General features: G+C 68.2%; 25 protein-coding genes and 2 tRNA genes. 7 read left to right on the top strand and 20 right to left on the bottom strand.

Features of this window, described 5'->3' with window-relative positions; translation table 11 throughout:
* The 9 genes from AC3A6X_RS04950 to rpsB all read right to left on the bottom strand — a co-directional run.
* Positions 1 to 380, bottom strand: a 380-nt coding sequence (locus AC3A6X_RS04950; RefSeq protein WP_487841063.1) for a POTRA domain-containing protein, incomplete at its 3' end; no start/stop codon positions are given.
* Positions 381 to 418: 38 nt separating this feature from the next.
* Positions 419 to 1,789 carry an RIP metalloprotease RseP gene (gene rseP, locus AC3A6X_RS04945; protein WP_487841062.1) on the bottom strand — a complete coding sequence of 457 codons (1,371 nt, stop codon included), beginning with the start codon at positions 1,787 to 1,789 and terminating at the stop codon, positions 419 to 421.
* A gap of 24 nt (positions 1,790 to 1,813) precedes the next feature.
* Positions 1,814 to 2,995 (bottom strand): 1-deoxy-D-xylulose-5-phosphate reductoisomerase, encoded by a 1,182-nt coding sequence (gene ispC / locus AC3A6X_RS04940; RefSeq protein ID WP_487841061.1) that lies wholly within the window; start codon positions 2,993 to 2,995, stop codon positions 1,814 to 1,816.
* A 5-nt stretch (positions 2,996 to 3,000) separates the two neighbouring features.
* Complete coding sequence (locus tag AC3A6X_RS04935; protein WP_487841060.1) at positions 3,001 to 3,846, bottom strand: phosphatidate cytidylyltransferase; 846 nt, start codon at positions 3,844 to 3,846, stop codon at positions 3,001 to 3,003.
* A 5-nt stretch (positions 3,847 to 3,851) separates the two neighbouring features.
* On the bottom strand, positions 3,852 to 4,589 hold the full coding sequence (gene uppS, locus AC3A6X_RS04930; protein ID WP_106561286.1) for a polyprenyl diphosphate synthase: 738 nt from the start codon (positions 4,587 to 4,589) through the stop codon (positions 3,852 to 3,854).
* Position 4,590: 1 nt separating this feature from the next.
* Entirely contained in the window at positions 4,591 to 5,151 is a 561-nt protein-coding gene (gene frr, locus AC3A6X_RS04925; protein ID WP_106561287.1) for a ribosome recycling factor, read from the bottom strand.
* 12 nt (positions 5,152 to 5,163) lie between these two features.
* Entirely contained in the window at positions 5,164 to 5,886 is a 723-nt protein-coding gene (gene pyrH / locus AC3A6X_RS04920) for a UMP kinase (RefSeq protein WP_106561288.1), read from the bottom strand.
* A gap of 92 nt (positions 5,887 to 5,978) precedes the next feature.
* Entirely contained in the window at positions 5,979 to 6,905 is a 927-nt protein-coding gene (tsf, locus tag AC3A6X_RS04915) for a translation elongation factor Ts (protein ID WP_309961658.1), read from the bottom strand.
* A 112-nt stretch (positions 6,906 to 7,017) separates the two neighbouring features.
* Positions 7,018 to 7,773, bottom strand: a complete 756-nt coding sequence (rpsB, locus tag AC3A6X_RS04910; RefSeq protein ID WP_487841059.1) for a 30S ribosomal protein S2 — start codon at positions 7,771 to 7,773, stop codon at positions 7,018 to 7,020.
* Positions 7,774 to 7,956: 183 nt separating this feature from the next.
* Here rpsB and AC3A6X_RS04905 point away from each other — a divergent pair, with 183 nt between their 5' ends.
* The 3 genes from AC3A6X_RS04905 to AC3A6X_RS04895 are packed head-to-tail and all read left to right on the top strand — an operon-like array spanning position 7,957 to position 12,086.
* Positions 7,957 to 9,288, top strand: a complete 1,332-nt coding sequence (locus AC3A6X_RS04905) for an amidase (protein ID WP_487841058.1) — start codon at positions 7,957 to 7,959, stop codon at positions 9,286 to 9,288.
* A gap of 46 nt (positions 9,289 to 9,334) precedes the next feature.
* On the top strand, positions 9,335 to 10,591 hold the full coding sequence (locus tag AC3A6X_RS04900) for a D-amino acid dehydrogenase (protein ID WP_487841057.1): 1,257 nt from the start codon (positions 9,335 to 9,337) through the stop codon (positions 10,589 to 10,591).
* Positions 10,592 to 10,625: 34 nt separating this feature from the next.
* On the top strand, positions 10,626 to 12,086 hold the full coding sequence (locus tag AC3A6X_RS04895; protein ID WP_487841056.1) for an NAD(P)H-hydrate dehydratase: 1,461 nt from the start codon (positions 10,626 to 10,628) through the stop codon (positions 12,084 to 12,086).
* Between the two features lie 12 nt (positions 12,087 to 12,098).
* Here AC3A6X_RS04895 and AC3A6X_RS04890 read toward each other — a convergent pair whose 3' ends face one another.
* Entirely contained in the window at positions 12,099 to 12,860 is a 762-nt protein-coding gene (locus tag AC3A6X_RS04890; RefSeq protein ID WP_487841055.1) for an SDR family oxidoreductase, read from the bottom strand.
* Positions 12,861 to 12,873: 13 nt separating this feature from the next.
* Entirely contained in the window at positions 12,874 to 15,147 is a 2,274-nt protein-coding gene (gene rnr, locus AC3A6X_RS04885; RefSeq protein ID WP_487841054.1) for a ribonuclease R, read from the bottom strand.
* Between the two features lie 75 nt (positions 15,148 to 15,222).
* Between rnr and AC3A6X_RS04880 the strand changes: the two genes are divergently transcribed.
* A tRNA-Leu gene (locus tag AC3A6X_RS04880) sits at positions 15,223 to 15,307 on the top strand.
* An 81-nt stretch (positions 15,308 to 15,388) separates the two neighbouring features.
* On the opposite strand, the gene rimO is transcribed toward AC3A6X_RS04880, so the two are convergent.
* The 5 genes from rimO to AC3A6X_RS04855 all read right to left on the bottom strand — a co-directional run bounded on the left by rimO (position 15,389) and on the right by AC3A6X_RS04855 (position 20,376).
* Positions 15,389 to 16,795, bottom strand: a complete 1,407-nt coding sequence (rimO, locus tag AC3A6X_RS04875; RefSeq protein ID WP_487841053.1) for a 30S ribosomal protein S12 methylthiotransferase RimO — start codon at positions 16,793 to 16,795, stop codon at positions 15,389 to 15,391.
* 18 nt (positions 16,796 to 16,813) lie between these two features.
* Positions 16,814 to 17,413: a polyhydroxyalkanoate synthesis repressor PhaR gene (gene phaR / locus AC3A6X_RS04870; RefSeq protein ID WP_487841052.1), complete on the bottom strand. Its 600-nt coding sequence runs from the start codon at positions 17,411 to 17,413 to the stop codon at positions 16,814 to 16,816.
* 56 nt (positions 17,414 to 17,469) lie between these two features.
* Positions 17,470 to 17,838, bottom strand: a complete 369-nt coding sequence (locus AC3A6X_RS04865; protein WP_487841051.1) for a hypothetical protein — start codon at positions 17,836 to 17,838, stop codon at positions 17,470 to 17,472.
* Between the two features lie 197 nt (positions 17,839 to 18,035).
* Positions 18,036 to 18,112: transfer RNA gene (locus tag AC3A6X_RS04860), tRNA-Val, on the bottom strand.
* 59 nt (positions 18,113 to 18,171) lie between these two features.
* Complete coding sequence (locus tag AC3A6X_RS04855) at positions 18,172 to 20,376, bottom strand: RelA/SpoT family protein (protein WP_487841105.1); 2,205 nt, start codon at positions 20,374 to 20,376, stop codon at positions 18,172 to 18,174.
* 142 nt (positions 20,377 to 20,518) lie between these two features.
* Here AC3A6X_RS04855 and AC3A6X_RS04850 point away from each other — a divergent pair, with 142 nt between their 5' ends.
* Positions 20,519 to 21,289 carry a 3-hydroxybutyrate dehydrogenase gene (locus tag AC3A6X_RS04850; protein ID WP_487841050.1) on the top strand — a complete coding sequence of 257 codons (771 nt, stop codon included), beginning with the start codon at positions 20,519 to 20,521 and terminating at the stop codon, positions 21,287 to 21,289.
* Positions 21,290 to 21,302: 13 nt separating this feature from the next.
* Here AC3A6X_RS04850 and AC3A6X_RS04845 read toward each other — a convergent pair whose 3' ends face one another.
* Entirely contained in the window at positions 21,303 to 22,010 is a 708-nt protein-coding gene (locus AC3A6X_RS04845) for an SIMPL domain-containing protein (RefSeq protein ID WP_487841049.1), read from the bottom strand.
* Between the two features lie 54 nt (positions 22,011 to 22,064).
* Positions 22,065 to 22,442 carry a hypothetical protein gene (locus AC3A6X_RS04840; RefSeq protein WP_487841048.1) on the bottom strand — a complete coding sequence of 126 codons (378 nt, stop codon included), beginning with the start codon at positions 22,440 to 22,442 and terminating at the stop codon, positions 22,065 to 22,067.
* A 170-nt stretch (positions 22,443 to 22,612) separates the two neighbouring features.
* On the opposite strand from AC3A6X_RS04840, the gene ompR reads away from it, so the two are divergent.
* Positions 22,613 to 23,344, top strand: coding sequence for an osmolarity response regulator transcription factor OmpR (ompR, locus tag AC3A6X_RS04835; RefSeq protein ID WP_028250078.1), 732 nt, complete (start codon positions 22,613 to 22,615; stop codon positions 23,342 to 23,344).
* A gap of 83 nt (positions 23,345 to 23,427) precedes the next feature.
* A complete protein-coding gene (locus tag AC3A6X_RS04830) occupies positions 23,428 to 24,849 on the top strand; it encodes a sensor histidine kinase (protein ID WP_487841047.1) in 1,422 nt (473 codons plus the stop codon).
* Between the two features lie 6 nt (positions 24,850 to 24,855).
* On the opposite strand, the gene ispF is transcribed toward AC3A6X_RS04830, so the two are convergent.
* Both ispF and ispD read right to left on the bottom strand, forming a co-directional pair.
* The gene (ispF, locus tag AC3A6X_RS04825; RefSeq protein WP_309961638.1) at positions 24,856 to 25,341 is read right to left on the bottom strand and encodes a 2-C-methyl-D-erythritol 2,4-cyclodiphosphate synthase; all 486 of its coding nucleotides are present in this window, start codon (positions 25,339 to 25,341) and stop codon (positions 24,856 to 24,858) included.
* Positions 25,338 to 26,054, bottom strand: coding sequence for a 2-C-methyl-D-erythritol 4-phosphate cytidylyltransferase (gene ispD, locus AC3A6X_RS04820; RefSeq protein WP_487841046.1), 717 nt, complete (start codon positions 26,052 to 26,054; stop codon positions 25,338 to 25,340). Before ispD ends, ispF begins: the two co-directional genes overlap by 4 nt.
* Between the last annotated feature and the right edge of the window lie 88 nt (positions 26,055 to 26,142).

The following is a 26,142-nucleotide window of genomic DNA, read 5'->3' as shown; positions in this document are numbered from 1 at the left end:
AGGCCCACTTCGCGCAGGGCCTTCTGCAGCGCTGCCTTGTCGAATTCCTTGGTGCCGACGAAGTCGACGTCTGCGATAGTGGGACGCTCCTCCACGATGACCACCAGGACATCGCCGCTGACGTCGATGCGCACGTCCTTGAACAAGCCCAGGTCGAACAGGGCGCGGATGGCAGCGGAGCCGCGCTCGTCGTTGTAGGTGTCGCCCACGCGAAGGGGCAGCGAGGCAAAGATGGTGCCCGGCTCGACGCGCTGCAGGCCTTCGACTCGGATGTCACGTACCGTAAAGGGATCGATGGCCCAGGCGGCTGTGGCCGAGAGCGCGCTGGCGACCAGCATGGCAACGCTGCGCAGGCGAAAGCGACTGTATTTCTTGTTCATCTGTGAATTGCGCCGGCGCGGAAAGGGCCGACAGATAGTTAACCAAAGAGTCGAGTCACATCGTTGAAGATGGCGATCGACATCATGACCAGCAGCAACGCGACACCGCCGCGCTGGAGCCGTTCCATCCAAGCGTCGGAGACGCTCCTGCCGGTCAGGCCCTCCCAAAGATAATACATCAGGTGTCCTCCATCGAGGACCGGCAGCGGCATGAGGTTCAGCACCCCGAGGCTCACGCTGATGAGTGCCAGAAACACCAGGTATTGCGTGAATCCGAGGCTGGCGGACTTGCCCGCGTAGTCGGCGATGGTCAGCGGCCCGCTCAGGTTCTTGATCGAGGCTTCGCCGATCAGCATCTTGCCCATCATGCGCACGGTGAGCGCCGACACTTCCCAGGTGCGCACCACGCCGCGCCAGACGCCGTCCACCAAGCCCTGCCGCACCGTCACCATCTCCGGCGGCGAGCCCACGAAGGCGCCGACGCGGCCGAACTTGCTGCCGCCCTCCTCGCGCACCTCGGGCGTGACCTCGATGCGCTCCTGCTGGCCGCCGCGCTCGACCTGCCAGACCTGGGTGCGCGGCTGGCCGTCGTCGACCGATGCACGGATCACCTCGCGCAGTTGCTGGCCGTCGACGATGGCGGTGGGGCCGACCGCGCGCACCAGATCGCCGTTGCGCAGGCCCGCGCGCTCGGCCGCGCCGCCCGCCACGACTTCGCCGATCTCGGGCCGGGTCAGCGGCGCGACCACGCCGATCTTGCGGAACATCTGCGCGTCGGCATCCTTGGCAGCGATCCGGCTGAGCGGCAGCACGATCTCGCGCGCCGGCCGTCCACCCTCGCCGGCAATCTCGAGCGTGAGGTCGCGGCCGTCGAGCGCGCCGCGCGTGATGCGCCAACGCAGGTCTTCGAAAGACTGCACCGGCTCGAGCTCGCCGTCGAAGCCGGCGCGCGCGACATGCTCGCCGCCGCGCAGCCCGGCCTGCTCGGCCAGCGAAGCGGCCACCGGACGGGCGAGCTTGGCGACAGGCTCCTCGACGCCGATCCAGTTGACCGCCGTGTAGAGCACCACGGCCAGAAGCAGGTTGGCGATGGGCCCCGCGGCCACGATGGCCGTGCGCGAGCGCAGCGGCTGCGTGTTGAAGGCGCGATGCCGCTCCTCCGGCGCCACCGGCGCCTCGCGCTCGTCGAGCATCTTCACGTAGCCGCCGAGGGGAAAGGCCGCGATCACGAACTCCGTGTCCTGTCCGGGATGCTGGCGCCTGGGCTTCCAGCTGAAGAGCGTGTGGCCGAAGCCGACGGAGAAGCGCAGCACCTTGACGCCGCAAGCCACCGCCACGCGGTAGTGGCCGTATTCGTGCACGGCGATCAGCAGGGCCAGGGCAACGATGAAGGCGACGACGGTGAGCATGGAAGTCCCCTGGTTCTAGGAGCGTCAGGCTGTAAAGCGCAGCGCCGCCGCATTGGCCGCGGCTCTCGCGCTGGCATCCAGGTCCAGCAGGTCCGCCAGCGATGCCGGGTTGGAGGGCAGCACCGCTTCCAAAGTTTCCATGTTCACGGCATGGATGCGGTCGAAGCGCAGGCGATGGTGCAGGAAGGCGTCGACCGCGACTTCATTGGCTGCATTGAGTACAGCGGTCGTGCCCGGCGCCGCGCGCAGCGCATGCCAGGCGAGCCCCAGGCCGGGGAAGAGTTGGGCGTCGGGCGCGTCGAAGGTCAGCGCGGCCAGTTGCCGGAAGTCGAGTGGTGCCGCGCCGCTCTCGATGCGCTCTGGCCAGGCCAGTCCGACGGCAATGGGCACTCGCATGTCCGGCGTGCCGAGCTGCGCGATCACCGAGGCGTCGGTGAACTGGACCATCGAATGCACCACGCTCTGCGGATGGATCACCACCTCGATCTGCTCCGGCGCCACGCCGAAGAGATGGCGCGCCTCGATCACCTCGAGCGCCTTGTTCATCATGGTGGCCGAGTCCACCGAGATCTTGCGGCCCATGACCCAGTTCGGATGAGCGCAGGCCTGTTCAGGCGTGACGGCCGCGAGCGTTTCCGGCGCGCGCGTGCGGAACGGGCCGCCGGAGGCAGTCAGGATGATTTTGTCGATGCGCCGCGGCCAGGTGGCGGGATCTTCCGGCAGCGACTGGAAGATGGCGGAGTGCTCGCTGTCGATGGGCAGCAGGGTCGCCCTGCCCTCGCGCACCGTGCGCATGAAGAGCTCGCCCCCGACCACCAGGGCCTCCTTGTTGGCGAGCAGAAGCCGCTTGCCGGCGCGGGCTGCGGCCAGGCAGGGGCCGAGGCCCGCGGCGCCGACGATGGCAGCCATCACGGCATCGCAGTCCTCGTGCGAGGCGATGGACTCGATGGCGCCGGCGCCCTGCAGCACCTCCGTGCGCAGCCCGCTGTGCCGCAGCTTGTCGACCAGCAGCCGGGCATGCGGCGCGCTGGCCATGACCGCGAATTTCGGCGCGAAGCGCTGGCATTGGGCCAGAAGTTCGTCGACCTTCGTGGATGCCGACAGCGCGAAGACCTCGAAGCGCTCGGGATGCCGCGCGATCACGTCCAGCGTGCTGACGCCGACCGAGCCGGTCGAACCGAGCACGGTGATGCGTTGTCGTGTCATGCCGTTCATAGGAAAGCCAGCATCATTGCGATGGGCAGCGTGGGCAGCAGCGCATCGACCCGGTCGAGCACGCCGCCATGGCCCGGGAGCAGCGCACTGCTGTCCTTGGCGCCGGCGCTGCGCTTGACCAGCGATTCGACCAGGTCGCCGACCACGCTCATCGCAGCCAGGAACAGGACGCCGATCAGCAGCAGCCACCAGCCGCGCTCGGCCAGCCGCGTGTAGAGGCTGGACACGCCGGCGCGCGCAGCCGCGTCCGCCCAGACCCAGGCCAGCGCCAGCACGACGACGCCGAGCATGCCGCCCCAGACCCCCTCCCAGCTCTTGCCGGGACTGATGCTGGGTGCGAGCTTGCCCCGGGTGAATCGAAGGCCGAACGCCCGGCCGGCGAAATAGGCGAACACATCGGCCACCCAGACCAGCACGAGGATCGACAGCAGGAAATTGATGCCCTCCATGCGGGCCTTCACCACCGCGAGCCAGGCCACCCACAGCACCAGCATCCCGCCCACCAGGCGCAGGCCGCGCGGCACGCGCGGCCAGCCCGGCACCGCGGCGCGCAGCAAGGCCGCGCCGCCCAGCACCCAGGCCGCGCTGGCGATGATCCAGACGATCAGCAGCGGCCGCTCGAGCAGGCCGAGCCACCAGGACAGCACGCACAGCAACGCCATCTCGACACCGAAGAAGAGCGACATGCGCGAGGAGTAGCCGTTGAGCCGCCCCCACTCCCAGGTCGCAGCCGCGATCAGCGCCAGCATCACGCAGCCGAAGGGCAGAGGCGAGGGATAGAAGAGCGCAGGCAGCAGGATCGCCAGGAGGACGACCGCAGTGATGATGCGTTGTTTGAGCATTGCGCTCAGGCGGCCTGGGGATCGTGCCGCGCGCCGCCCATCAACTGCGCAGAGGTCTGGCCGAAACGGCGCTCGCGTCGCCGATAGGCTTCGATGGCCTCGTCCAGCGCGGCCTCGTCGAACTCGGGCCAGAGGCGATCGCTGAAGAAGAGCTCGGCGTAGGCGCTCTGCCACAGCAGGAAGTTCGACAGCCGCTGCTCGCCGCCGGTGCGGATGAAGAGGTCGGGGTCGGGAACGTGCGACAGCGCCATCGCCGCGTCGAGGCTGGCCTCGGTCAGCGGCTCACCGCGCGCGGCGAGTTGCGCTGCGGCGCGCGCGATGTCCCAGCGCCCTCCGTAGTTGAAGCAGACATTGAGCACCAGCCGCGTGTTGTGGGCGGTGGCGGCTTCCGCCTGCACCAGGCCTGCGGCAATCTTCTCGGACAGGCCGCCGCGCTCGCCGACGAAGTGCAGGCGCACGCCGTCCTGGCACAGCTTCGGTACCTCGCGACCGAGCGCGATGACCATCAGGTCCATCAGGCCCGACACCTCTTCGACCGGACGGTTCCAGTTCTCGGAAGAGAAGGCGAACACCGTCAGCACGCCGACGCCGCGATCGGCACAGGCCTTGACGCAACGGCGCAGCGATTCGACGCCCTGCTTGTGGCCGGCCACCCGCGGCAGGAAGCGGCGCGTGGCCCAGCGTCCATTGCCGTCCATGACGATGGCGATGTGGTGGGGCACGGCGGCGCTTGGATTGCTCATCTCAGACGGCCATGATCTCCGCCTCTTTGGCCGCCACCAGGCGATCGATCTCCGTGATATGGCGATCGGTCACCTTCTGGATCTCGGCCTCGGCGCGCTTCTGGTCGTCTTCCGACGCCAGCTTCTCCTTGACCAGCTTCTTGATCGCGTCGTTGGCATCGCGGCGCAGGTTGCGCGTCGCGATCTTGGCGTTCTCGCCCTCGGTGCGGACCAGCTTGGTCATCTCCTTGCGGCGTTCCTCGCTCATCGGAGGCATCGGCACGCGGATCAGGTCGCCCATCGAGGCCGGATTCAGGCCCAGGTCGCTCTCGCGGATGGCCTTCTCGATCTTGGCGCCCATGCCCTTTTCCCAGGGCTGGACGCTGATGGTACGCGAGTCGATCAGCGCCACGTTCGCCACCTGCGACAGCGGCACCGAGGAGCCGTAGTAGTCGACATGGACCGAATCCAGCAACGCAGGGTTGGCACGGCCGGTGCGGATTTTCGTCAGGTTGTTCTGGAATGCAGCGAGCGACTGGTCCATCTTGGCGTCGGTCGCGCTGCGGATATCGGCAATGGTCATCTTTTGTTGCTCCTAGGCATGCACCAGTGTGCCTTCGTCCTCGCCCATCACGACGCGCTTGAGCGCGCCGTTCTTGAAGATCGAGAACACCTTGATCGGCAGGTTCTGGTCGCGGCACAGCGCGAAGGCCGTGGCGTCCATGATGCCGAGATTCTTTGCAATGGCCTCGTCGAAGCTCAGGCGCGCGTAGCGCTTCGCGTCCAGGTCCTTCTTCGGGTCGGAGGTGTAGACGCCGTCCACCTTGGTGGCCTTGAGCACGAGTTCCGCGCCGATCTCCGCGCCGCGCAGCGCGGCGGCGGTGTCGGTCGTGAAGAAGGGGTTGCCGGTGCCGGCCGCGAAGATCACGACCTTGCCCTCTTCGAGGTACTGCAGGGCCTTGGGGCGCACGTAGGGCTCCACCACCTGCTCGATGGCGATGGCCGACATCACGCGGGCGATCAGCCCCTGCTTGTTCATGGCGTCGGCCAGGGCCAGCGCGTTCATCACGGTGGCCAGCATGCCCATGTAGTCGGCGGTCGCGCGGTCCATGCCCACCGAGCCGCCGGCCACGCCGCGGAAGATGTTGCCGCCGCCGATGACGACCGCGACTTCCACCCCCATGTTCACCACCTCGGCCACCTCTTCGACCATGCGGACGATGGTCGCGCGGTTGATGCCGAAGGCATCGTCACCCATCAAGGCCTCGCCCGACAGCTTCAACAAGATTCGCTTGTGGGCCGGGCGGGTTTCGAGCATGGGGGTTTCCTTTGAGGTGGGCGTGGCGAGTGTAAAACGTGTGTGTGAAGAAGCGGCAGCGCGCTGCGCGCGCCGCCGCCCGGTGGCGCCGATCAGGCAGCCGCCGCCTTGGCAGCCGCGACCTGGGCCGCCACTTCGGCGGCGAAGTCGTCGACCTTCTTCTCGATGCCTTCGCCGACGACGTAGAGCGTGAAGCTCTTGATCGAGGTGTTGGCGGCCTTGAGCATCTGCTCGACGGTCTGCTTGTCGTTCTTCACGAAGGGCTGGTTGTGCAGCGAGACCTCCTTGAGGTACTTCTGCACGCCGCCTTCGATACGCTTGGCGACGATGTCGGCCGGCTGCGGCTGCTTGCCGGCCGCCTCGGCCGCCTTGCGATCTTCCTCGGCCTTGCCGGCGGCCACGGCGCGCTCTTTCTCGATCAGCTCGGCCGGCACGTCAGAGCTCGCGATCGAGACGGGCTTCATGGCGGCCACGTGCATCGCCACGTCCTTGGCTGCCGTGTCGTCGCCTTCGAACTCGACCATTACGCCGATGCGCGTGCCGTGCAGGTAGGAGGCCAGCTTGCCGTTGCCGGCGAAGCGCTTGAAGCGGCGGAAGCTCATGTTCTCGCCGATCTTGCCGATCAGCCCCTTGCGCACGTCTTCCAGCGTCGGGCCGAAGCTGTCCTGCTCGTAGGGCAGCGCGGCCAGAGCGGCCAGGTCGGCCGGGTTGTGCTTGGCAACCAGCATTGCCGCGGCGTTGGCCAGCGCAAGGAAGCTGTCGTTCTTGGAGACGAAGTCGGTCTCGCAATTGATCTCGACCATGGCGCCGACGCCGCCTTCGGCATAGGCAGCCACCACGCCCTCGGCCGTGATGCGGCTCGATGCCTTGCCGGCCTTGTTGCCCAGCTTGATGCGCAGCAGCTCTTCGGCCTTTTCCATGTTGCCGTCGGCCTCGGTCAGCGCCTTCTTGCACTCCATCATCGGGGCGTCGGTCTTTGCGCGCAGTTCGCCGACCATGCTTGCGGTGATTGTTGCCATCTTGTTTCTCCGTTCGGTTTAGCAGTTGCGGCGGCCCGCACCGGGCGCCGCGAAAATCAGGTTAAAAAAAAGGGGCATCGAAGCCCCTTCTTCAGGCGCTTGCGAGCGCGAATCAGGCCGAGGCACCCTCTTCGACCTCGACGAACTCATCGGAATTGCCTTCGGCCACAGCCTTGACCACGTCGCTGGCGGCGCTGGAACGGCCCTCGATGATCGCATCGGCGATGCCGCGGGCGTACAGCGTGACAGCCTTCGACGAGTCGTCGTTGCCCGGGATCACGTAGTCGATGCCTTCGGGCGAGTGGTTGGAGTCCACCACGCCGATCAGCGGGATGCCCAGCTTCTTGGCCTCGGCCACGGCGATCTTGTGGAAGCCCACGTCGATCACGAAGATGGCGTCGGGCAGCGCGGTCATGTCTTGGATGCCGCCGATGTCCTTCTCGAGCTTCTCGATCTCGCGGGTGAAGGTCAGCTGCTCCTTCTTGCTGAGGTTGTCGAGGCCGGCTTCCTGCTGGGCCTTCATGTCCTTCAGGCGCTTGATGGAGGTCTTGACAGTCTTGAAATTGGTCAACATGCCGCCGAGCCAGCGAGTGTCGACGAAGGGGACGCCGGCGCGGCGCGCCTCGGTCGCCACGATCTCGCGAGCCTGGCGCTTGGTGCCCACCATCAGGATGGTGCCGCGGTTGGCGGTGAGCTGCTTGGCGTACTTCATCGCTTCCTGGAACATCGGAAGCGTTTTTTCCAGGTTGATGATGTGGATCTTGTTGCGATGGCCGAAGATGTACGGGGCCATCTTGGGGTTCCAGAAGCGCGTTTGGTGGCCGAAATGGACACCGGCTTCCAGCATTTCGCGCATGGTCGTCGACATAGGAATAACTCCAAAGGTTGGGTCTAAAATCCAGCCCGTTTTGCGGACCTCTCGCGAGGGCCGCAACACCTCGAATGGGCTGGTTTGCGGATGTGTTTTGCGCTGGGAAAAGACCCAGAGTGAAACCCGCAGAGTATAGCACGCACTACCACCCTCCCTCCTTGCCCGCAGCCACTCCACACCATGCGCCCTGACCTGCACGCCACCCGCCTGTCCCTGCTGGCCGGCGCCTCCGACGCGCGCACCGAGATGGAGCATTCCATCGCCGCGGCCAGCTCCCCGGCCTGCGAGCACGCCTTCACCCGTCCGATGTTCGAAGAAGCGCGCCAGGCGGCCGCGCTGGCGCAGCCCGCGCAGCGCCTGGCCGGACTGGCCTTTTCGGCCAAGGACCTGTTCGATCTCGCCGGCCAGCCGACGCCGGCCGGCTCGGTCGTGCTGGCCCACGCCCCGTCGGCGCGGGCCGACGCCCCCGCCGTGGCCCGGCTGCGCGCCGCGGGCGGCAGCCTGCTCGGCCGCACCAACATGACCGAGTTCGCCTTCTCGGGGGTCGGCGTCAATCCGCATCACGGCACGCCCGCGAACCTGTGCGATCCGGCCACGCCGCGCATCCCGGGCGGCTCGTCCTCGGGCGCTGCGATCTCGGTGGCCAGCGGTGCGGCCTTCATCGGGCTGGGTTCCGACACCGGTGGCTCGATCCGCATCCCGGCGGCGCTGAACGGACTCGTCGGCTTCAAGAACACGGCGCGGCTGGTGCCGACGGAGGGTGCCCTGCCGCTGTCGACCTCGCTGGATACGGTCTGCGCCATGACGCGCTCGGTGCGCGATGCCATCACCGCCCACGAGATCCTGGCCGCACGCCGCGTCACCGCCGGCACCGCACCGCTGTCCGCCTACCGCCTGGGCGTGGTCAAGGATCTGTTCTTCGACGAGATCGAGCCGGCCGTTGCCCGCGCCTTCGAGCGCACGATCAGGACCCTGCGCGCCGCCGGCGCCCGCATCGACGAGCTCGCCCTGCCCCAGTTGGCCGATCTGCGCTCGATCAATGCCACTGGCGGCTTCTCCGCCGCCGAGGCCTATGCCTGGCACCGCCTGCTGCTGGAACGCAGCGGAGCCGGCTACGACCCGCGGGTGGCGCAGCGCATCCTCAAGGGCGCGACGATGAAGGCGCACGAATACATCGACCTCATGCAAGCGCGCCGCGACTGGATCGCCCGCATGGAACGCGCGCTCGCACCCTTCGACGCCCTGCTGTCGCCCACGGTGCCGATCATGGCGCCGGCCCTGGCCGAGGTGGCACCCGGCGCGGAGCGCGACGAGGCCTTCTTCCGCATCAACACGTTGCTGCTGCGCAACCCATCGGTGGTGAACATGCTCGACGGCTGCGCCCTCTCGCTGCCCTGCCATGTCGAGGGCGAACTGCCTGTCGGCCTCATGCTCTGGCATGCCGCGCTGCACGACGATGCGGTGCTGGCGCTCGCGCTGCAGGTGGAACGCGAGTTGCAAGCGACGCACTAGGGAATCGCCCGCGGGCGGCGCCTCCTATCTCACCCCAAAGAACCGAATGAAAATCGCGATCGTGGGCGCCGGCATCATCGGCGTCACCACCGCCTGGGAGTTGGCCTCGGACGGCCATGAAGTCATGGTCTTCGAGCGCCGCGGCGCCGCCGCCGAGGAATCCAGCTTCGCCAATGCCGGCGTCGTGGCGCCCGGCTATGTCACGCCCTGGGCCGCACCCGGCATGCGCGCCAAGGTGCTGCGCTCGCTGCTCTCCACCCACGGCGCGGTCAAGCTGCGCTGGCCGCTGAGCCGGCGCGACCTGGGCTGGATGGCGCACTGGCAGCGCGCCTGCCAGCTCGAAAGCTACCTGGCCAACCGCGCGCGCATGCAGCGCCTGGCGTTCTACAGCCGCACCCGCTTGCACGAGATCACCGAGGCGCGGGAGCTCAGCTACGAGCGCAGCGACGGCTACCTGGTGCTGCTGCGGTCCAAGCGCGAGAAGAAGCTGGTGCAGGCCGGCCTCGAGGTGCTGCGCCAGGCCGGCAGCAGCTTCCGCGAGGTGGACGCCGATGAGGCGCGCCGGATCGAGCCCGCGCTCAATGCCGACACCGCGCTCGCCGGTGCCATCCACCTGCCCGACGACGAGGTGGCCAACTGCCGCCAGTTCGCCCTGTTGCTCAAGTGGGAGGCCGAGGCGCTGGGCGCGCAGTTCCATTTCAACTGCGACCTCGCGCCGCTCAGCCGCGCCGCGCCGACTGAAGTGCGGCTGGCGAGCGGCTCCGAAGGCCACCGCTTCGACGCCGTGGTCGTGTGCGCCGGCGTGGACTCGGCCAAGCTGCTGCGGCCGTTGGGCTTGCGCATTCCGCTCGCCCCGGTCTACGGCCACTCGATCAGCGCCAACATCCGCGAACCGCTCAATGCGCCGCGCAGCGCGGTGATGGACGAGCGCTACAAGGTCGCGATCTCGCGCCTCGGCCTGCGCGTGCGCGTAGCGGGCAGCGCCGAGCTCGGCGGCTCGCTGGACAGCCTTCATCCCGACGCGCTGCGCACGCTCTACAAGGTGCTCCAGGACTGGTTCCCGGGCGCCGTCACCCTGCAGGCCGGCGTCCAGCAATGGAAGGGCGCGCGGCCGATGCTGCCGGACGGCCCGCCCATCATCGGACCGAGCGGCGTGTCGGGCGTCTGGCTCAACCTGGGGCACGGCTCCAGCGGCTGGGCGCTGTCCTGCGGCAGCGCGCGTGTGCTGGCGGACATGATGGGGGGGCGCGATCCGGGCATCGATCTCGAAGGGCTCGGCATCGAGCGTTTGCTGCAACACTAGGGGTTCCGCTGACGTCAGGATGGAAGGGCCCGCCATGCAACGCATCACTGCCGCCACCACTGCCCCGCTGTTCGGCGTCGCGGCCTCGCGCCGGATCGAACAGGCGGCTGCGGCCAGCCTGCCGCCGCACACGCTGATGCAGCGCGCCGGGCTGGCGGTCGCGCGGCTTGCCATGGCGACCGCGCCGCACGCGCGCACGATCTGGATCGCCTGCGGCCCCGGCAACAACGGGGGCGACGGCTTCGAGGCGGCAGCGCAACTGCGGCAGCGCGGCTTCGCCCCGGTCGTCACCCGCATCGGCGACGACGCTCGCCTGCCGGCCGACGCAGCGGCCTCGCTGCAGCGCGCGCGCGATGCCGGCGTGCGCTTCGCGGACGCGCCACCGGCGCATGCCGATCTCGCCATCGACGCCCTGCTCGGCCTGGGCGCTGCCCGCGCGCCGGAGGGCCCAATGGCCGATTGGTTGCGGCGCATGCACGCCGGCTCCGCGCCGCTGCTCAGCGTGGACACGCCTTCGGGCCTGAATGCCGACACCGGCGTACTGTCGCTTGACTTCCTGGCTTCTGCCGCCGGGCCGGCGCATGGGGTCCGCCGATTGTGTCTCAGCCTGCTGACGCTCAAGCCCGGGCTCTTCACGGCGCAAGGGCGCGACGCGGCCGGCGAGCTGTGGTTCGATGACCTGGATTCAGCGCCCGGGGCCGAGCCGCCCACCGCCCGGCTGCTCGGCGAGCCGCCCGCCCCGGCGCGGCCGCACGCCTCCCACAAGGGCAGCTATGGCGATGTCGCGGTGATCGGCGGCGCCCCGGGGATGGCTGGCGCCGCCCTGCTCGCGGCCACGGCGGCGCTGCATGCCGGCACCGGCCGCGTCTATGTCGCGCCGCTCGATGCCGGCCTCGCGCCGCTTGACACGACGCAGCCCGAGCTGATGTTCCGGCGCCCCGAGGCGCTCGACCTGGCGTCCATCACCGTGGTCTGCGGCTGCGGCGGCGGCGCGGCGGTACGCGATCCGCTGCCGCGGGTGCTCGAGGAAGCCTGGGCGCTGGTGCTCGATGCCGACGCGCTCAACGCCATCGCTGCCGACGGCGCCCTGCAGACGCTGCTCGGCGCACGCGCGCGCACGGGACGCGCCACGGTGCTCACGCCTCATCCCCTCGAAGCGGCGCGCCTGCTGGGCACTGGCACGGCCGAGGTACAGGCCGACCGGCTGCGCGCCGCCCAGCGGCTAGCGGAGCGCTTCGGCGCAACGATCGTCCTCAAGGGCTCGGGCACCATCGTGGCCGCGGCGGGAGAGACGCCGGTGATCAACCCCACCGGCAACGCGCGGCTCGCGACCGCAGGCACCGGCGACGTGCTGGCCGGCATGATCGGCGCCGCGCTGGCGGCCGGCCGGCCTGCGATGGCGGCCAGCCGCGAGGCGGTGTGGCTGCACGGCGACCGTGCCGACCGCTGGCCCGAATGCCTGCCGCTCACCGCCGGCGCGCTGGCGCGCGGCTGAAGAAGAACTCGTCTAGCCCCGCCCGACGAAGGGCATCTTGGTCGCCATCACGGTGTGGAACAGCACGTTGGCCTCCAGCGGCAGGTTGGCCATGTAGAGCACCGACTGGCCGACGATGGACACATCCATCACCGGCTCGATCGCGATCTCGCCATTGGCCTGCGGCACGCCCTTGGTCATGCGCGCTGCCAACTCGGTCATCGCATTGCCCACGTCGATCTGGCCCACCGCGATGTCGTGCTTGCGGCCGTCGAGCGAGGCGGTCTTGGTCAGCCCTTCCACCGCGTGCTTGGTCGCGGTATAGGCGATGGAATTGGGCCGCGGCGCGGTGGCGGAGATCGATCCGTTGTTGATGATGCGGCCGCCGCGCGGCGTCTGCGCCTGCATGATGCGGAAAGCCTGCTGGATGCAATAGAACATCCCGCTCAGGTTGACGTCGACCACGCCGCGCCACTGCTCCGGCGTCCACGCCTCGAAGGGCCCGGGCGGATTGCCGACGCCGGCGTTGTTGAACAGCAGGTCGACCCGGCCGAAGCGCTCTACGGCAGCAGCGAACAGGGCCTGCACTGACTCGGGATTGGCCACGTCCGTCGGCACCGCGAAGGCACGCGCGCCGGCGCCCGATTCATCGGCCACCTGCTCCAGCGGCTCCAGCCGCCGGCCCGCCAGCACCACGCTCCAACCGTCGCCCAGCAAGGCCAGCGCGGCGGATCGGCCGATGCCGCTGCCCGCGCCCGTCACGATCGCAATGCGGCTCTTCTTATCTGCACTCATCTTCGCTTCTCCTTCAACGGCGCGGCTTGCGCCCTTTCATCTTGTTGGCGGCCTTCTTGACGGCCGAACGGAAAGCCTGCATGGCCGACTGCGGCGCTGCACCGGCGGCGTGTTCGCTGTGCTCGACCGAAGCGGTTTCGGGCTTCTTGCGCGCGCTGCGCTTGGTCGAGGCCTTGGCGGGAACGCCGCCGGTCGCGATGCCCTTGTCCTTCAAGGCGCGCGCGCTCAGTTCCTCGCCCTCGCGTACCAGGCGGAAATCGATCTTGCGGCCATCGAGATCGACGCGGCTCACCTGCACGCGCACGCGGGTGCCGATGGCGTAGCGAATGCCCGTGCGCTCGCCGCGCAGCTCTTGACGTTGCTCGTCGAACTTGAAGTATTCGCCGCCGAGCTCGGTGATGTGCACCAAACCCTCGACGTACATCGCATCGAGCGTGACGAAGATGCCGAAGGTGGTGGCCGCCGTGACGACGCCGCCGTACTCCTCGCCCAGGTGCTCGCGCATGTACTTGCACTTGAGCCAGGCCTCGACATCGCGGCTGGCCTCGTCGGCGCGCCGCTCGTTGGCACTGCAATGCAGGCCGGCCGCCTCCCAGGCCAGGACCTCCTTGCTTGGCGCGACCGTGGCCTTCTGCGGCTTGGCGGTCGGCGCCTTCACGCGCGAGGCCAACCGCTTCGCGAGCTTGGCATGCGCCTCGCCCGGCGTCGGCAGCATCGGCAACTGGTACTTGGTCTTGCCCAGGATGGCCTTGATCACCCGATGCACCAGCAGGTCCGGATAGCGCCGGATCGGGCTGGTGAAGTGCGTGTAGGCCTCGTAGGCCAGACCGAAGTGCCCGCTGTTGATCGGCGTGTAGATCGCCTGCTGCATCGAACGCAGCAGCATGGTGTGGATCTGCTGCGCGTCGGGCCGCTCCTTGGTCGCCTGCGCGATGGCCTGGAACTCGCCGGGCTTGGGGTCGTCGGTGATCGACAGGCCCACGCCCATGGCCTTCAGATAGCCGCGCAGGATCTCCTTCTTCTCGGGCGTCGGGCCCTCGTGCACGCGGTACAGGCCGGGATGCTTGCCCTCGGCGATGAAGTCCGCGCTGCAGACGTTGGCCGCGAGCATGGCCTCTTCGATCAGGCGGTGCGCATCGTTGCGGGTGCGCGGCACGATCTTTTCGATGCGGCCGACCTCGTCGCAGATGATCTGCGTCTCGGTGGTCTCGAAGTCGACCGCACCGCGCTTGCTGCGCTGCGAGAGCAGTGCGCGATAGACGTCGTGCAGGTTCAGCAGGTCCTTCACCCGCTCCTTGCGCTTGGCCGCCTCCGGCCCGCGCGTGTTGCCGAGGATCGCGGCCACCTCGGTGTAGGTAAAGCGCGCATGGCTCCACATCACGGCCGGATAGAACTGATAGGCGTAGATCTCGCCATCGGCCGCCACCAGCATGTCGCACACCATGCACAGGCGCTCGACCTCGGGGTTGAGCGAGCACAGGCCGTTGGATAGCTTCTCGGGCAGCATGGGGATCACGCGGCGCGGGAAATAAACGCTGGTGGCGCGGTCGTAGGCATCGATGTCGATGGCCGAGCCCGTGTGCACATAGGCACTGACGTCGGCGATCGCGACCAGCACGCGCCAGCCCTTGCCGCGGCCCACCTTCGCGGGCTCGCAGTAAACGGCATCGTCAAAGTCGCGCGCGTCCTCGCCGTCGATGGTGACGAGCGGCACATCGGTCAGGTCGACGCGGCCCTTCTTGTCGGCCGCGCGCACCTTGTCGGGCAGCGCCTTCGCCTCGGCCAGGCAGGACTCGGAGAACTCGTGCGGCACGCCGTACTTGCGCACGGCGATCTCGATCTCCATGCCGGGGTCGTCGATCTCGCCCAGCACTTCCTTGACGCGGCCGACCGGCTGGCCGAACAGCGCGGGCGGCTCGGTCAGTTGCACGACCACCACCTGGCCGACCTTGGCGGTGCCGGTCGCGCCCTTGGGGATCATCACATCCTGGCCGTAGCGCTTGTCCTCGGGCGCGACCAGCCAGATCCCGCCTTCGTGCAGCAGGCGGCCGATGATCGGCTGCTCGGGCCGCTCGATGATCTCGACCACGCGGCCCTCGGGCCGGCCGCGGCGATCCTGGCGCACGACGCGCGCCTTGACGCGGTCCTTGTGCAGCACCGCGCGCATCTCGTTGGGGGGCAGATAGATGTCAGCTTCGCCATCGTCACGCTGCACGAAACCGTGCCCATCGCGATGACCTTGCACCGTGCCTTCGACTTCGTCCAGCAGACCGCCGGAGTGGCTCAAATTTTTGATATATACTCTCTTTCTTTCCTGAAATTCAATACCTGTTGCGAGGGGCTAGTCCCAAGCAGCAAGTGGGCCCAGATGGCGGAATTGGTAGACGCACTAGTTTCAGGTACTAGCGAGTAACATCGTGGAGGTTCGAGTCCTCTTCTGGGCACCAAGTTTAGATAAACCCTCTGGGTCATCTTCGATTCAAGCCACCGGCCTCCGGTGGCTTTTTTCTTGCCTGTCGAAAGCCGCATCAGACAGGCAGCGCGACGAGGTCGTGCCCCTCGGCACCGACGATGCGCGCACGCGTGAACTCGCCGACCTTCAAGGTCTTGCTGATCTTCTCGGGCGGCAACAGCCGCACGGTGCCGTCAATCTCGGGCGCATCGGCATAGGACCGCCCGACACCACCCTTGCGCCCCAGTGCCGGCGCTGAATCGACCAACACCTGCATGGTGGCGCCGATGCGCCGGCGCAGCTTGGCGATCGACACCGCCTCGGCCACTTCCATGAAGCGCGCACGCCGCGCCTCGCGTTCCGACTCCGGCAGCATGCCTGGGATCTCGTTGGCGGCGGCGCCCTGGACCGGGCTGTAGGCGAAGCAACCCGCACGGTCGATCTCCGCCTCGCGGATGAAGTCGAGCAGGTGCTCGAACTCCTCTTCCGTTTCCCCGGGAAAGCCGGCGATGAAGGTGCTGCGGATCACCAGTTCCGGGCACACCTCGCGCCAGCGCGCGATGCGCTCCAGGTTCCTCTCGCCGCTGGCCGGTCGCTTCATGCGCCGCAGGACCTCGGGATGGCTGTGCTGCAACGGCACGTCGAGGTACGGCAACACCCGGCCGCTCGCCATCAGTGGAATGATCTCGTCGACGCTGGGATAGGGGTACACATAGTGCAGCCGCACCCATGCGCCGTAGGGCTCGGCGATCTCGCCCAGCGTGCGCACCAGTTCCAGCATGCGCGTCTTGACCGGCTTGCCATCCCAGAAGCCGGTGCGGTACTTGACGTCGACGCCGTAGGCGGAGGTGTCCTGGCTGATCACCAGCAGTTCCTTGACGCCGCCCTCGAACAGGGCCTTGGCCTCGGCGAGCACATCGCCCACCGGCCGCGACACCAGGTCGCCGCGCATCGAGGGGATGATGCAGAAGGTGCAGCGATGGTTGCAGCCCTCGCTGATCTTCAGATAGGCATAGTGCCGCGGCGTCAGCTTCAAGCCGGCGACGCCGAAGGCCTGCGGTACCAGGTCGATGAAGGGGTCGTGCGGCTTGGGCAGGTTCGCATGCACCGCGTCCATCACCTCCTGCGTCGCGTGCGGACCCGTGACGGCCAGCACGCTGGGATGCATCTGGCGCACCAGGTTGCCGCCGCCTTCGCCGGCCTTCGCCCCCAGGCAGCCGGTCACGATCACGCGGCCGTTCTCGGCCAGCGCCTCGCCGATGGTGTCCAGGCTCTCCTTGACCGCATCGTCGATGAAGCCGCAGGTGTTGACGATCACCAGGTCGGCGCCCTCGAAGGTCTTGGAGGTCTGGTAGCCCTCGGCGCTCAACTGGGTGAGGATCAACTCGGAATCCGTGAGTGCCTTGGGACAGCCCAGGCTCACGAAACCGACCTTGGGAGTGGTCGGTGCGGCAATATGTTCAGGGGAGGCTACTTCGCTCATAACCCCCTATTGTCCCCGCTAACGCTCCGTCTGGCCGCCGGGGGGTCGCTTGAGGCCGAAAGCGCCCAGCACTTGCTCGGTGTTTTTCTGCATCTGCTCCTGCATCTGCAGGAACACGTTCTTCGACTGCTCGACATAGTTGCCCATCAGTCCCTGCAGCATGGGCGACTGCAGGGTCATGAAGCGCGCCCACATCTCGGGCGTCAGCACCTGCGCCTTCTCGGCCAGTTGCGCCTGCACCTCGGCCATGGCCTGGATGTTCTTCTCGAGATAAGGGCCCATGTAGCCCTGCATGGCATGACCGTAGAAGCGGATGATGTTGGCCAGCACTTCCTCGGTGAACATCGGCGCGCCGCCGGCCTCCTCCTCGAGAATGATCTGCAGCAGGATGCTGCGCGTCAGATCGTCGCCGCTCTTGGCGTCGCGCACCACGAAGGGCGACTTGCTCATGACCAGCTGCTTGACCTCGGTGAGCGTGATGTAGGCGGAGGTTTCCGTGTCGTAGAGCCTGCGGTTGGGATATTTCTTGATCACCCGCTGCGTCGGCTTGTCGCCGGCGGACTTCTTGCTCTGCACTAAGGACTCCTTGAGGTTTTCGCGCCTTGACGCGCAAACCATTCTAGGGAGCGGTTTTGCTGCACCGCGCCAAGGTTTACCCTGACCGGAAATTGCCGTCAATCCAGCGCGGTGGCGTACTCGGCGCCGCACACCTTGCAGACCGCCGACTCGGGGCGTTCCTCGGTGGCATCACGGAAGTGCAAGGGGGTCTTGACTCCGTTGAAGACCCAGCAGCGCGGGCAATGCTCGTGGCCCGCCAGCGGCAGATAGCCGCGCGCACGCTGCTCCGCGCGCTCCCTCGTCACGGGGGACCCCTGGCGCACCGTTCGCGCGACGTCCTCGGCCGCCATGGTGCCGGCACGCCCGTTGGCGCGGTCGTTGAGTCCGTAGACCACGCGCGCGAACTCCAATGGGGCCTGCCGCAGCAGGGCGGCGAGGCGGAGCTCCTCGAGTGCCGGACCGGTCTCAGCCTCAGGCGTGGTCATCGTTTCCCTGGGTCAATGAAGTGGTGATGATGGATGGCCAAGTTACCACAACTGTCGGCGTATCTGCCAGTCGACGAAGGGACTAGACCATGCGGGGGTACATGCTCCCGACCGGTGCGGCAGCGTACGGCGAAGAGCCGGAGCCGCGAGGCAGCCGCTTGGTTGGTGCGGCTGCTGCGATCGGGGAAAAGGAAGATTGGTAGGCGCGATTGGACTCGAACCAACGACCCCCACCATGTCAAGGTGGTGCTCTAACCAGCTGAGCTACGCGCCTGTGAGTTTGTTCGAGAGGCCGAAGTATAGCAGCCCGCGAGAGCGCTTTTTCCGAGCACCTCAGCGGCGTCGCGCGGAACGCACGCCGGTCACAGCGCGGACCACGCCGAGCACCTGCGTCAGCCGCGCCGCATCGGCGATCTCGATGGTGAAGGTCATCCAGGCCGTGCCCTTGACGGACTGCGTCTGCACGCCGATGACGTTCATCTTCTCGCGCGCGAACACGTCGGAGATGTCGCGCAGGAGGCCCTGACGATCGGCGGCCTCCACGGCCACGTCGACTGCATAGACCGAGCCATCGCCGCCGCGCCGCTCACCCCACTCCACATCGATCACGCGCTCGGCATCACGCCCCGCCATCATGCGGAAATTGCTGCAGTCGGCGCGATGGATGCTGACGCCATGGCCGCGCGTGACGAAACCGCGGATCGCGTCGGGTGGCGCAGGCTTGCAGCACTTGGCGAGCTGCGTCATCAGCGAAGAGACGCCGACCACCAGCACGCCGCCCTTGCCCGAGCTGTCGCCGGCCCGCGCCTTCTTGATGATCACGCCATCGTCCGGTCCCGGTGCGGGCTCGGGCGGGCGCAGCAGCATCTCGATATTGCGCAGCGAGAACTCGTCCTTGCCCACCACTTCGAACAAGTGGTCGGCCGACTTGAAGCCCAGCTGCGACGCCAGGTCGTCGAGCTTCAGCGCAGTCTTGCCCTCGCGCTGCAGGACCTTCTCGACCGCCTCGCGACCGCGCGCCACGGTCTCGTGCGTGATCTGCGCATTGAACCAGGCGCGCACCTTGGCGCGCGCGCGATGGCTGGCGAGGTAGCCCAGCTCGGCGTTGAGCCAGTCGCGCGAAGGACCGCCCTCTTTCGCCGCGATGATCTCGACCGTCTGCCCGTTCTGCAGCGGCGTGTTCAGCGGCACCATCGCGCCATCGACGCGTGCGCCGCGGCAGCGATGGCCCAGGCTGGTGTGCACCGAGTAGGCGAAGTCGACCGCCGTTGCGCCCTGAGGCAACTCGACGATCGCGGCATCGGGTGTCAGCACGTAGATGCGGTCGTCGAACAGGCCCTGTCCCTGCGAGCCGCCCGACAGGTCGCGCTCCCAGGCCAGCAACTGGCGCAGCACTGCAATCTTGGCGTCGTACTCGCCGCTCGCCCAAACGCCGGCATAGCCCTTGTGGCCCGCTTCCTTGTAGGCCCAGTGCGCAGCCACGCCGTGCTCGGCATGGTCGTGCATCTCCTCGGTGCGGATCTGGATCTCGATCGGCTTGCCGGCCTGTCCGTTCACCACTTCGCGCACCACGGTGTGCAGCGACTGGTAGCCGTTGGGCTTGGGACGCGCGATGTAGTCGTCGAACTCCTCGTCGATCGGCTGGAAATGCGAATGCACCCAGGCCAGTGCCGCATAGCAGTCCTTGACGTCGGCCACCACCACGCGCAGCGCCAGGATGTCGAAGACCTGCGCGAAGTCCAGCGACTTGCCGCGCATCTTCTTGACGATGCTGTAGATGTTCTTGGGGCGCCCCTGCACCGCGGCCTTGACGCCCTCCCCGGCCAGCTCGCGCTCGAGCCGCGCGCGCAGCTGCTCGACGTAGCCTTCGCGCTCCACGCGCTTCTCGTCGAGCAGGCGCGCGATGAGCTTGTAGGTCTCGGGCTCGAGGAAGCGGAAGGACAGGTCCTCGATCTCCCACTTGACCTGCCAGATGCCGAGCCGGTTCGCCAGCGGCGCGAACACCTGCAGGGATTCGCGCGCCACGCTCTCGGGCACCGGCTTCTTGGAAGCCGCCGCGTAGCGCAGCGTCTGCAGTCGCGACGCGAGGCGCAGCATCACCACGCGCAGATCGCGCGAGAACGCGAGCAGCATCTTGCGCACGTACTCGGTCTGCGTGCCGGCGCCATCGCCGATGTGCGCGCTGGCCGTGACCGACCGCGCCTGCTTCTGCACGTGCACGAGCTTGGTGGTCTCGACCGCGAGCAACGCAAAGTTGTCGCCGAAGACCTTGGCGATCACCTCCAGCGGCCGGTTCAGGTGCTGGCAGGAATAGACCAGGTAGCTGGCCGCCTGCATCGCCTCCGACCCGCCCATCGCCGCCACGATCGCGGCCACGGCGTCGGCGTGGGAGAGGGTGTTCTCGCCGGTGTCCAGCGTCTCGTCGGCGATCAGGGGCTCGGCGAAGGCACGTGCCCGCGCGAGCATGTTCTCCTGCACCGGCGTGCGCTCCGCGGTCGCGGCCGAGAGCGGATAGTCGACCACGGAAGCACCGGACATCGAGAGGCCGGGTTGGTCACGCTTCACTCGATCACCCCCTCCCAGGTGGTGCGATGGACGACAGGCTCGATCATGGAACGGGGGGGATCACGGTGAAGATAATGGGCTCGTTGCATCCTAATTCATCCGGAGATTGATCATCATGCTCAAAGGCAAAACCGCGCTTGTCACGGGGTCCACCAGTGGCATCGGGCTCGGCATCGCGAAGGCGCTGGCGCAACAGGGCGCCAGCATCGTGCTCAACGGATTCGGCGACGCGGGCAAGCCCCGGGCGGAGATCGAAGCGCTGGGCGTGAAGGCCGACTACCACGGCGCCGACATGAGCAAGCCGTCGGACATCGAAGACATGATGAAGTTCGCAGCCGCCAGGTTCGGCCGCGTCGACATCCTGGTCAACAACGCCGGCATCCAGCATGTCGCGAAGGTCGAGGACTTCCCCGTCGAGCGTTGGGACGCGGTGATCGCCATCAACCTCACCAGCGCCTTCCACACCACGCGGCTTGCGGTGCCCGCGATGCGCGAGGCCAACTGGGGCCGCATTGTCAACATTGCCTCGGCGCACGGACTCGTGGCCTCGGCGCAGAAGTCGGCCTATGTTGCGGCCAAGCATGGCATCGTCGGCCTCACCAAGGCAGTGGCGCTCGAGACCGCCACCACCGGCGTCACCTGCAACGCGATCTGCCCGGGCTGGGTGCTGACGCCGCTGGTGCAGAAGCAGATCGACGACCGCTCGGCGCGCGAAGGCATCTCGGCCGCGCAGGCCCAGAACGACCTGCTCGGCGAGAAACAGCCTTCGCTGCAGTTCACCACGGTCGAGCAATTGGGCGGCCTCGCGGTTTTCCTGTGCTCGCCGGCCGCCGACCAGGTGCGCGGCGTGGCGTGGCAGGTCGACGGCGGCTGGACGGCGCAATAGCCGCGCCGCGGCGCTACTTGAGCTGCACCGATCCCGAGACGTTGACGACCACGCTGGTCTTGCCGGCCTCGACCGGCACCGCGGCGTCATACGACATCTTCGACGAGGCCTCCGCCGCCATCATGCGCGGCCGGATCGGCGGGCCCTGGTTGGCGTTGACCGACACCTCGCGCAGCGTGTAGCCGCCGAAGCCGAAGCCCTTGGCCAGCTCGGCCGCCTTCTGCTTGAAGTTCTCGATCGCGATGGTCTGGGCCTCGGCCTCGACCTTGGCGCGCTGCTCGCGGCTCAGCCCGAAGCCGATGCCGCCGACGGTGAGCGTCGAGATGCGGCCGGCCGTCTGCGTGATGCGCGGGAAATCCTTGCCCTCCAGCACCAGCTCCGTCGTGCCCTGCCAGCCGGAGATCTTGCCGTCACGCGTGTAGCGCGGCACCAGGCTGAAGTTGCCGGTGCGCACGTCGAGCAGCCCGGGCTGGGCGTTCTTGCGCGCTTCGGCCAGCGCGGCGTCCAGCGCGGTCTTGAGCTGGGTCTGCACGCTGGCGGCATCGGCCGCATCGCGGCTGGTGCTGAGGGTCATGGACAACAGGTCCTGCTGCGTTTCGACCGTGCCGGTCGCCGACAGCTGCAGCACGTTCTGCGGCGGAGTCCACGGCGCGCTCTGGGCCATGGCGACCCCGGCACACATCAATGCGGCGCAGGCCGCGAGCTTCCTGATTTTTTTCAAGGCGAGCAATTCCATCGAGAAAGAAAAAACGCATCATGCCCCGCGGGGCCGTGCTCACTGACGTTGGCTGCGCGGCGCGGTCAGCAGGTTGCCTTTCGGCGCGGGGCCGGGCACCAGGCGCTCGGCCGGCTGCGACTCTGCCGAATGGATCAGCTCCGTGCGGAGTTCCGCCCCGGGATCCGGCCGCGGCACCCACTGCTGGCGCACCTGCTGCCTGAGCTCGGCCAGCTCGGCCGGGGTGAGCCGGCGACCGGCCGCGGCCTCCTGGCGCCGCACCTCCTCGCGCTTGGCCGCCCGGTGCGCCTCGACGGCGTCGCGCACTTCGTTGCGCCGCTGATCGCCCACCCGCACGAAGCCCCAGGGCTCCGCGGCAGCCGGCAGCGCGCTGCACAGCAGCAGCACAAAAGACGAGGCGAAAAGAAAGAATTTCATGGCGAGGTGTAGGGCTTCGAATGACTGTGCCACCGCTACCCATAGCCCAGACGTCTGGACGGCTAGCGCCCGCAAGTTTTGTAACTTAGTGTCAAACCATTGTGAAAAGCGCGTCAATGAGCCTGCAACACCCTCAAAATTGGCGTTGTTACAAATTCGGCGTTGTAGAAATGAATCAAGCACCAGCCCGCACAGACAAGATCGTGATCGTCGACGACGACGCACGCATCCGCGACCTGCTGCGCCGCTACCTGACCCAGGAAGGCTTCGAGGTCATCGTGGCGGAAGACGGCAAGGCCCTCAATCGCATCCTGTTGCGCGACACGGTCGACCTGATCGTGCTCGACCTGATGATGCCCGGCGAGGACGGCCTCTCGGTCTGCCGACGACTTCGCGCCGCCAACGACCGCACGCCCATCATCATGCTGACCGCCAAGGGCGAGGACGTCGACCGCATCGTCGGCCTGGAGGTCGGTGCCGACGACTACCTGGGCAAGCCCTTCAACCCGCGCGAGCTGCTGGCGCGCGTGCACGCGGTGCTGCGACGCCGCCCGCCGCTCGAAGCGCCAGGCGCCCCCTCCACCGACAACGAGACGGTGAACTTCGGCCCCTTCAGCTTCGACCTCGGCTCGCGCACGCTCAAGAAGGACGGCGAGGAGCTCTCGCTCACCACCGGCGAGTTCGCGATGCTCAAGGCCCTGGTGCGGCATCCGCGCCAGCCGCTGTCGCGCGAGAAGCTGGCCCAGTTGGCGCGCGGCCGCGAGTTCGAGCCCTTCGACCGCAGCCTGGACGTGCAGATCTCGCGCCTGCGCAAGCTGGTCGAGTCCGATGCCGCGGCGCCGCGCTACATCCAGACGGTCTGGGGCGTCGGCTACGTGTTCGTGCCGGACGGCACTACGTGAGGCGCTGAACTTTCGTGGCCGCCACTTTCGGCCCCAAAACCACAACACCCAGCCCCCTAGGCGAAGACGGCCCCCAGGTCACCTTGCCGAGCCCGCTGGAGGGCCTCGGCCAGCCTCGGCGCAAGCCGCGGCTGCAGCTCGGCCTGAGCCTGTTCTGGCGCACCTTCTTCCTGCTGGTGCTGCTCTTGGTCGGCTGCACGGTCGCCTGGCTGCAGACCTTCCGCGCCCTCGAGTACGAGCCGCGCGCCATCCAGACGGCGCACCAGATCGCATCGCTGGTCAATCTCACGCGCGCGGCGCTGGTCTATTCCGACGCCATCACCCGCGTCTCGCTGATCAAGACCCTGGCCGACCAGGAGGGCGTGCGCATCCTGCCGCGCGAGCCCAACGACCGCTTCCTGCCCTACACCACCGGCGCCCTCGACGCGCGCGTGACCGAGGAGTTGATCGACCGCCTCGGTGAAGGCACCACCGTGGCCAGCCGCGTCAACGACGAGCCCGGCCTCTGGATCGGCTTCACGATCGAGAGCGATGCCTACTGGCTGCTGCTCGACCCCACGCGCTTCACCCGTTTCGGCGGCCGCACCTGGCTGATCTGGCTGGTGACGACGATGGCCCTCTCGCTGGCCGGCGCGGCGCTGATCACGCGCCTGATCAATCTGCCGCTCAAGCAGCTGTCGCGCGCCACCATGCAGGTGCGCGAGGGCGAGTACGAGGCGCACCGCCTCGACGAGCGCGCCCGCACCAACGAGATCCGCGCGGTCAATGTCGGCTTCAACCGCATGGCCGACCAGCTCGCCAAGATCGAGCAGGACCGCGCCGTGATGCTGGCCGGCATCTCGCACGACCTGCGCACGCCGCTGGCGCGCCTGCGCCTGGAGACCGAGATGAGCGTGACCGACGAGGACGCGCGCGAGCACATGGCGGCCGACATCGCGCAGCTCGACGCCATCATCGACAAGTTCCTCGACTACGCGCGCCCCGACCACGTCGACTTCAAGCCGGTGCTGCTGCGCGACGTGATCGACGCCTGCACCTACGCCGTGCAGGATCACGAGGACATCAAGATCACGGTCGACGTGCCCGCCGACCTGCGCGTGATGGCCGACGAGGTCGAGCTGCAACGCGTGATCTCCAACCTGGTCGAGAACGCGCGGCGCTACGGCAAGACGCCCTCCACCGGCGTGGCCGACATCACGATCCAGGCGCAGGCCCACAACGACGCCGTGCTGATCAAGGTGCGCGACCACGGTGCCGGCGTGGCGCCGGCCCTGCTGTCGCAGCTGAGCAAGCCCTTCTTCCGCGGCGACGTCGCGCGCACCTCGGCGGCCGGCGCGGGCCTGGGCCTGTCGATCGTGACCAAGAACATCGAGCGCATGGGCGGCACCTTCGCCTTGACCAGCACGCCGGGCCGCGGGCTCGCGGCGCATATCCGCATGCCGCGCGCAGCTTCGATCAAGCCCGAGGCTCCCCCGCCAGGCAAGAACCAGCAGGCGAGCAAATAAGCCGTCTCAGCGGTGCAGCAGCGCCACCGCGCGCGCTTCCATCGCTCGGCCCTCGCCCACCGGGCCGAGCTTCTCCGCTGTCTTGGCCTTGACGTTCACCCGGTCGGGCGCGAGCTCGAGCGCGGCCGCGATGCGTGCGCACATGGCCGGGATATGCGGTGCCAGCTTCGGTGCCTGCGCGATCACGGTGCTGTCGATGTTGCCGATCTGCCAGCCCGCCGCGCGCACGCGCCGCGCCGCCTCGGCCAGCAGCACCGCCGAGTCGGCGCCGCGGAACTGCGCATCGGTGTCGGGGAAGTGGCGGCCGATGTCGCCCAGCCCGGCCGCGCCCAGCAGGGCATCGGTGATGGCATGCAGCAGCACGTCGGCGTCGGAATGGCCCAGCAGGCCCGTGCTGTGCGGAACCTCCACGCCGCCCAGGATCAGCTTGCGGCCGGCGACCAGCTGGTGCACATCCCAGCCCTCGCCGACGCGGATGTCGAATGCGTTCATGTCTTTGCGCCGCGTCGGCTGTGCAAGACCGCCTCGGCCAGCGCGAAGTCCTCGGGATAGGTGAGCTTGAAATTCTGCGCGCTGCCGGGCACCAGCAGGGGCGCGAGGCCGATGGCCTCGATCGCGCTGGCCTCGTCGGTCACCGAATCGCCGGCGCGCTCCAGTGCATCGAGCAGCATGCCGATGCGGAACATCTGCGGCGTCTGGGCCAGCCATTTGTCGGCGCGGGTCAGCGTGCTCGCGACGCGGCCCTCGGGCGAGGCGACCTTCAGGGTGTCCGGCAGGCGGTGGGCCAGCAGGCCGCCGACCGGATCGTGCTCGCAGGCCGCGATCAGGGCCTCGATCTGCGTCGGCGTCACCAGGCAGCGCGCTGCATCGTGCACCAGCACCCAGTCGTGCGGGCCGGCGCCGGCCGACTGCTTGAGCGCCAGCAGCCCGTTGCGCACGGTGGCCGCGCGCGTCGCGCCGCCGACCTGCAGCAGGTGTTCGCCCTCGGCCGGAAAACGCGGCAGCGCGGCCGCCACCTCGCGGTCCTGCGGCGACACCACCAGCGCAATACCGGCGAAGCGGCCCGCCAGGGCGCGAAAGGCCTCCAGGGTGTGGCGCACCATCGGCCGTCCGGCCAGGCGCTGGTACTGCTTGGGGCCCGTGCCGCCGGCGCGGCTGCCGGAGCCCCCGCAGGGAATCAGGACGAAAAGACGGGAAGGGGTCATGGGGTCCGGCCGGAGCCAACGGCGAAGGGGCAGCCATTCTAGAATCGGCTCGACCCTCACACCCCTCGCCGACCGGCGCGGGGTGTTC

It is taken from the genome of Variovorax sp. Soil_C_12 (genome assembly GCF_057657375.1).
This window is presented reverse-complemented; position numbering and strand designations above follow the sequence as displayed.